This window comes from Microcystis sp. M49636_WE2 (assembly GCF_030065375.1).
In the GTDB taxonomy this organism is placed as follows: domain Bacteria; phylum Cyanobacteriota; class Cyanobacteriia; order Cyanobacteriales; family Microcystaceae; genus Microcystis; species Microcystis aeruginosa_C.
On record NZ_JASJFG010000292.1, the window covers coordinates 1 to 4,157 of the forward strand.

The 4,157-nt window shown below is 44.9% G+C and carries 3 protein-coding genes and 1 pseudogene; 3 read left to right on the plus strand and 1 reads right to left on the minus strand.

Annotated features, from left to right (window positions below; genetic code table 11):
- The coding region (locus PX484_RS06980) for a PP2C family protein-serine/threonine phosphatase (RefSeq protein ID WP_288103261.1) at positions 1-1,194 on the plus strand (1,194 nt) is incomplete at its 5' end.
- A 28-nt stretch (positions 1,195-1,222) separates the two neighbouring features.
- Here the strand turns inward: PX484_RS06980 and PX484_RS06985 are convergent.
- Entirely contained in the window at positions 1,223-2,464 is a 1,242-nt protein-coding gene (locus tag PX484_RS06985) for an AmpG family muropeptide MFS transporter (RefSeq protein WP_287766976.1), read from the minus strand.
- A 306-nt stretch (positions 2,465-2,770) separates the two neighbouring features.
- Between PX484_RS06985 and PX484_RS06990 the strand changes: the two genes are divergently transcribed.
- Positions 2,771-3,391: a GNAT family N-acetyltransferase gene (locus PX484_RS06990; protein WP_004268880.1), complete on the plus strand. Its 621-nt coding sequence runs from the start codon at positions 2,771-2,773 to the stop codon at positions 3,389-3,391.
- A gap of 349 nt (positions 3,392-3,740) precedes the next feature.
- Positions 3,741-4,157: pseudogene (locus PX484_RS06995) on the plus strand (LCP family protein); the annotation flags it as partial.

Genomic DNA, 4,157 nt, shown 5'->3' on the forward strand with positions numbered 1-4,157 from the left:
GACGCGGAGGGAGGGGCATTGATTTTGAGCAAAAATAACGGTCAAGTGGCGCTTGATCAACTCCATTGCCAAGATAATCAAATTAATGGGGAACTACGCCGACAATTAGAGGCAATTATCCGACAATTAAACCAAGAAGCGACACTTGAGAACAAAAATAATCGATCGCTTCTCGACAGTCTCGACCATCAGATCCGGCAAACTCTCGGACAGGGTACGCAGGTTTATAGTACACCTGTTTTAGTAAAAAATAGTGAGCGGGGACGTTTATACGTTTTCAGTCGCGATCCCGATTATGGTTGGACCCCCACCCGTCGTAAACTGTTGCAGCTAGTGGCGGATCAAACGGCGGTAGCTATAGCTAATAATGAATTAACGATCGAATTACGGGCCAAGGAACGTCAGGATCGAGAGTTAGAAATCGCTTCCGAAATCCAAAATCGTCTTTTACCCCGGCAATGTCCGAAAATTCAGGGGGTAGAATTGGCAGCCCACTGCAAAACGGCTAATCGCGTTGGTGGCGATTATTATGATTTTATCCCCTGCAACTACGATCAATTTAAACCGGCAACGGAGGCGGAAAGGGAAGCCAGTAGCGCTCCTTGGAGTATAGTCATCGGTGATGTCATGGGTAAAGGTGTCCCAGCAGGATTATTGATGACCATGACCCGGGGAATGTTGCGAGCGGAAGTGTTAAATCGTCACTCCCCGGCCCAGATTTTGCGTCATCTCAATCGGGTTATGTATGCCGATCTCGATAATTCTCATCGTTTCGTGACATTATTTTATTCCGAGTATGATCCACTGACGCAGCGTCTTGGCTACAGTAATGCTGCCCATTATCCCACCCTCTGGTGGCGGGCTAAAACGGCAGAGTTAGAGTCTCTTGACACGGAAGGGACATTAGTTGGTTTAGAGGCCGATTCTATCTATGATGATGCCCAAGTGCAATTAGAAGCGGGAGATACGCTGATCTATTATACCGATGGCTTTACCGATGCAGTTAACTCGAAAGGGGAAAGATTTGATCAGCAAAATTGGCTATCGGCAGTTAAAGAAGCCTGTCAACAGTACACCGATCCCGAACAAATTCTCGAATATTTATTTGGGAAAGTGGCCGCTTTTACTGGGTTAGGAAATGACAGTAGTGACGATATGACTTTAGTAGTTATGCGAGTAAAATCGGAGGAATAAATCATCACTTCCTAGCTCATAAATTAGCTTAATCCTGCTCTTGCCAAGGAGCAAATAAAGGCAATAACGCTAACCCGGGTAAAGCGGCGATTACCGTGATTAAAAAGAACCACCGCCAACCGATCGCCTCGGCTACAACTCCGGCGGGAGCCACCAAAATATCGCGACTAAAGGCCATTAAACTTGATAAAAGGGCGTACTGAGTAGCGGTAAAACGAGCATTACAAAGACTCATTAAAAAAGCCACAAAAGCGGCAGTGACTAAGCCACCACAGAAGTTTTCAATATTAATAGCCAAGACCATAAAAGGATAATTTTGCCCTAAATTTGCTAAAATAAAATAGACTAAATTACTAATAGCTTGCAAGCCGCCAAAAATCCAGAGCGATCGATTAATTCCCCAACGACTTAACAGGGAGCCACCTAATAAAACTCCCACCATAGTTGCTATCATGCCCATGCCGCCTTGGATCGCCCCGATATCGGTTTGACTGAAACCAGTTTTTAAGAGAAAAGGAGTCACCATATTATTAACTAAAGCATCCCCTAAACGATAGAGAACAATAAAGGCGAGAATGCCGATTCCTTGACCTATTTGATAGCGTTGAAAAAACTCTTGGAAAGGCAACCAAACCGCCTCTAAAAGGGTTTGAGGAGTATCATCCCTAGGGGGAGTAGCCGGGGCGAAAAAAGACCAAATAATCGTTAAAGCCATCAATCCAGCCAGGAAAAGATAGACGAGAGGCCAGGGAAAGTGATCGGCTAAAATTAAAGCGATCGAACCGGTTAAAATTAAAGCCAAACGATAACCTAAAACCCCGATCGCTACCCCGGCACCCATCTCCCATTTTTCTAAAATATCTGTGCGATAGGCATCGTAGGCAATATCTTGAGTGGCACTAAAAAAAGCGATCAGTAAAGCATTAATTGCCAATAATTCCAAAGATTGTTTTGGTTGTTGAAAAGCCATAAAACCAATCGCTAAAGTTAAACAAATTTGAGCGATTAAAATCCAACCGCGACGACGACCAAGAAAAGGAGGAACATAGCGATCGAGCAAGGGAGACCAAAGAAATTTGAGAGAGTAGGGGAGGGTAACTAAACTAAATAAACCGATCGATTTCAGATCAACTCCTTCGGTGGTCATCCAAGCTTGCAGGGTGCGACTGGTGAGAAATAAGGGCAATCCGGAAGCAAAACCTAAGAATAACAAAGCCGCCATTTTTTGACTGCGGAACACTTGCAAATAAGCGGAAATTTCTTTGATCATAGAGAGGATAGGAGGATAGATTAGATTAAAGAATATAGTTAATTGACCCAAAAAGAAAGAGATTAGTTCTGACCAGCATCATTCCATCTTAACCATGGCCCGGCGATCAAAAAAAATTCCCGAAAAATAGCGGTCTTTCCCCCAACTGGGGCTATAGGCAGTAGAATAGATGAGATTTTGATTCAGTAGTCTTGAAAAATTGCGGGATTCTCCTTAAGATAGATGCTTGATTCTCCCAACTAGCTCCCACCCCTATTTACCTTTCCCAGATAAGGACTGCCATCCCCATCTTCCCTGCCGACTCCTGTGATTAAAGTGGACTCCTGTTTTATCTCATACCTATTGTCTCATCCCTCCGACTCGGAAGCGACCGGTGACACTGCCGCCATTACCGTCGAGGTGCGTTTGGCCCAAAGCCAAGATCTCAAAAGCTTGGCGGAGATTATCGCCGATAGTTTTTTCCCCACGGCCAATTATTGGTCTTTTCTGCGTCCTATCTTTAAATTAGGCATTTACGAGGACTTACGGGGACGATTACGCGGTGATACCCCTTACTATCACTGTCTGGTAGTCAGTCAAACCAGTGTCACCGCCACGGGTCCTCAGGAAGTTATTGTCGCTACGGCGGAAATCAGCTTAAAATCCAGTTCTTTTTTAGCTGTTCCCATTCCTTATATTTCTAATTTAGCCGTTAGTCCCGATCGCCGGCGTGCCGGTCTGGCCCGGAGATTGCTGCTCAAGTGTGAACAGATCGCTAGAGAATGGGGTTTTGAGGAACTTTCCCTCCATGTTCTCGATAATAATCTAGCAGCCCAGTCACTGTACTTAAGTAGCGGTTATCGTCTGCAAAAAACCGACGGTTGGTTGATCAATCGGTTATTTAATCGACCACAAAAGTTATTTCTGCACAAAAAAATCAGCCAATGAGGAGACTCCGAGACAGGTTTTAGGGGTTGGGGTGTTGCGGTTTTAGTTCAATTTCCCCACTCCCCCACTCCCCCACTCCCCCACTTCCCCGCTTCCCCGCTTCCCCGCTTCCCAATTCATAATTCATAATTCATAATTCCCACACCCCGCTCCCACGAAACAAACCCTAGATATTTCGACAAAATTGCGATGCCGAAGAACTATAAGGAAAAATTCTGCTATATTATCTGCTAACTCTCTAGAAAACCCGATTAGTTTAATAATCTTTTCCGGTTATCTGAGAAAACAAATAGTTTATCTCTTTAAATATGGTTTTAGGGAGATATTTAGTGATTGTGTGAGGCAATTTGTGGTTAATAAGACGAAATCAAGGCTTAAAAGCGGAAAATCAAGCAAATTAGCGGCTAAACCTGTTAAAAAGCGGCGATTGTCGGGTAAATGGTTCCTGACAGCCCTAGGCTTAACTGGCTGCGCCCTAGTTTCCGCTACGGCGGGGGCTATGTTAGCTGTGTCTCTCTCCTCCACACCTTTGCGACAAGCTGCTCTTAGTCCCGAAGAAGCCGCCGCTTTTAACAATCAACAGGCCATATCCTATGAAAATCTGCAACTTCCCGCCCTCAACCGCCCCGTTAATATTCTGGTAGTTGGCGCGAAAGTGTTGACATCCGATGTCAAGGAGGCACAAACCCCAGATCTGGGTTATCATGCCCCGGTTAATTCCTTGGATGGTTTAACCGATACCATGCTGTTACTGCGTTTTGACCCC

Excerpts from the sequence above, each read along its gene's own strand:
- PX484_RS06985 (WP_287766976.1), bottom strand. The coding sequence starts at position 2,464 with ATGATCAAAGAAATTTCCGCTTATTTGCAAGTGTTCCGCAGTCAAAAA.